This is a genomic window from Leuconostoc falkenbergense (genome assembly GCF_014634805.1).
GTDB classification, from domain to species: Bacteria; Bacillota; Bacilli; order Lactobacillales; family Lactobacillaceae; genus Leuconostoc; species Leuconostoc falkenbergense.
On sequence record NZ_BMBS01000060.1, the window covers coordinates 2,501 to 5,306 of the forward strand.

A 2,806-nucleotide genomic window follows, 5' to 3' on the forward strand; every position below is an offset into this window, starting at 1 on the left:
CGTAACTCGCCGGTTCATTCTACAAAAGGCACGCCATCACCCATTAACGGGCTCTGACTTCTTGTAGGCGTCGTGGTTTCAGGAACTATTTCACTCCCCTTCCGGGGTGCTTTTCACCTTTCCCTCACGGTACTGGTTCACTATCGGTCACTAGGGAGTATTTAGCCTTACGGGATGGTCCCCGCGGATTCCGACCGGATTTCTCGTGTCCGGCCGTACTCAGGATCCTGAAAAGAGTCTGCTTTATTTCGCTTACGGGGCTATCACCCTATTTTGCCAAGCTTCCCAACTTGTTCTGCTATAAAACACTTTTGTAACTCTTATTTATCAGTCCTACAACCCCAACATGCAAGCACGTTGGTTTGGGCTCTTCCCCGTTCGCTCGCCGCTACTGAGGGAATCGATTTTTCTTTCTGCTCCTGCTGCTAATGAGATGTTTCAGTTCACAGCGTATTCCGTCAAATATCCTATGTATTCAGATACAGACAACTCTTACGAGTTAGGTTTCCCCATTCGGAAATCTCTGGGTCATAGCGTACTTACCGCTCACCAAAGCTTATCGTAGTTAGTCACGTCCTTCATCGGCTCCTAGTGCCAAGGCATCCACCACGCGCCCTTATTAACTTAACCTAACAGCCGAAACTGTTGTTTAAGTTTATGAGTTGGTCATTTTTCAGACCTGCGATTAAACCGTTCTTTATTAAAGAACTTTTTTGTGTTGTTTCTCGGTTCATTTATCACAATCTTACGATTGTTTTTAAAAGAATTTGTTACTATTCAGTTTTCAATGTGCAACTCGCTAGCCTTGCGACTAGCTATGGAGAATAGCGGGATCGAACCGCTGACCCCCTGCTTGCAAAGCAGGTGCTCTCCCAGCTGAGCTAATTCCCCATAGGATCACTTCTGAACATGATACCTATTCCAGTATCACACTCAAAACTAAACAAAACTTTGAACTTCACGAACTGACATCTAAGTCACTGTCGCTTTCCGATTATCCTTAGAAAGGAGGTGATCCAGCCGCAGGTTCTCCTACGGCTACCTTGTTACGACTTCACCCCAGTCATCTGTCCTGCCTTAGACGGCTCCTTCCTAAAAGGTTAGGCCACCGGCTTTGGGCATTACAAACTCCCATGGTGTGACGGGCGGTGTGTACAAGACCCGGGAACGTATTCACCGCGGCGTGCTGATCCGCGATTACTAGCGATTCCGACTTCATGTAGTCGAGTTGCAGACTACAATCCGAACTGAGACGTACTTTAAGAGATTAGCTCACCCTCGCGGGTTGGCAACTCGTTGTATACGCCATTGTAGCACGTGTGTAGCCCAGGTCATAAGGGGCATGATGATCTGACGTCGTCCCCGCCTTCCTCCGGTTTGTCACCGGCAGTCTCGCTAGAGTGCCCATCTGAATGCTGGCAACTAACAATAAGGGTTGCGCTCGTTGCGGGACTTAACCCAACATCTCACGACACGAGCTGACGACGACCATGCACCACCTGTCACTTTGTCTCCGAAGAGAACACTTCTATCTCTAAAAGCTTCAAAGGATGTCAAGACCTGGTAAGGTTCTTCGCGTTGCTTCGAATTAAACCACATGCTCCACCGCTTGTGCGGGTCCCCGTCAATTCCTTTGAGTTTCAACCTTGCGGTCGTACTCCCCAGGCGGAACACTTAATGCGTTAGCTTCGGCACTAAGAGGCGGAAACCTCCTAACACCTAGTGTTCATCGTTTACGGTGTGGACTACCAGGGTATCTAATCCTGTTTGCTACCCACACTTTCGAGCCTCAACGTCAGTTACAGTCCAGTAAGCCGCCTTCGCCACTGGTGTTCTTCCATATATCTACGCATTCCACCGCTACACATGGAGTTCCACTTACCTCTACTGCACTCAAGTTAACCAGTTTCCAATGCCATTCCGGAGTTGAGCTCCGGGCTTTCACATCAGACTTAATCAACCGTCTGCGCTCGCTTTACGCCCAATAAATCCGGATAACGCTCGGGACATACGTATTACCGCGGCTGCTGGCACGTATTTAGCCGTCCCTTTCTGGTATGGTACCGTCAAACTAAAATCATTCCCTATTCTAGCTGTTCTTCCCATACAACAGTGCTTTACGACCCGAAAGCCTTCATCACACACGCGGCGTTGCTCCATCAGGCTTTCGCCCATTGTGGAAGATTCCCTACTGCAGCCTCCCGTAGGAGTTTGGGCCGTGTCTCAGTCCCAATGTGGCCGATCAGTCTCTCAACTCGGCTATGCATCATTGTCTTGGTAGGCCTTTACCCCACCAACTAACTAATGCACCGCGGATCCATCTCTAGGTGACGCCAAAGCGCCTTTTAACTTCGTATCATGCGACACTAAGTTTCATTCGGTATTAGCATCTGTTTCCAAATGTTATCCCCAGCCTTGAGGCAGGTTGTCCACGTGTTACTCACCCGTTCGCCACTCACTTGAAAGGTGCAAGCACCTTTCGCTGTGCGTTCGACTTGCATGTATTAGGCACGCCGCCAGCGTTCATCCTGAGCCAGGATCAAACTCTCAATTTGAAAATTTGAAGATTGCTCTTTGATTAAACTGACGATTATTTCGCTATATTCTCTATAACGCTAATCCGTTTATTGTTTGTTACGAATTGACTTCGCAAATTTGTTTTTGTTACTTAAGTAACAGCCACAGATTCGTTTGTTCAAAGTTTTGTTCAGTTTTCAATGTGCTACTTATTGCCCCTTGAGACAACTATATTATCTTATCACCTTGTTCTTGCCTTGTCAACTACTTTCTTCGTTGACTCGCTCAA

The 2,806-nt window shown here is 47.7% G+C and carries 1 tRNA gene and 2 rRNA genes (1 of these 3 only partly in view); all 3 read right to left on the minus strand.

Annotated features, from left to right (window positions below):
- Window positions 1-630: ribosomal RNA gene (locus IEU71_RS09565) — 23S ribosomal RNA — on the minus strand; it reaches 2,285 nt to the left of the window's first position.
- Window positions 631-818: 188 nt separating this feature from the next.
- A tRNA-Ala gene (locus tag IEU71_RS09570) sits at window positions 819-891 on the minus strand.
- A gap of 113 nt (window positions 892-1,004) precedes the next feature.
- A 16S ribosomal RNA gene (locus IEU71_RS09575) occupies window positions 1,005-2,555 on the minus strand.
- The 16S and 23S rRNA genes sit together here with 1 tRNA gene alongside, the layout of an rRNA operon.
- Window positions 2,556-2,806 lie beyond the last annotated feature (251 nt).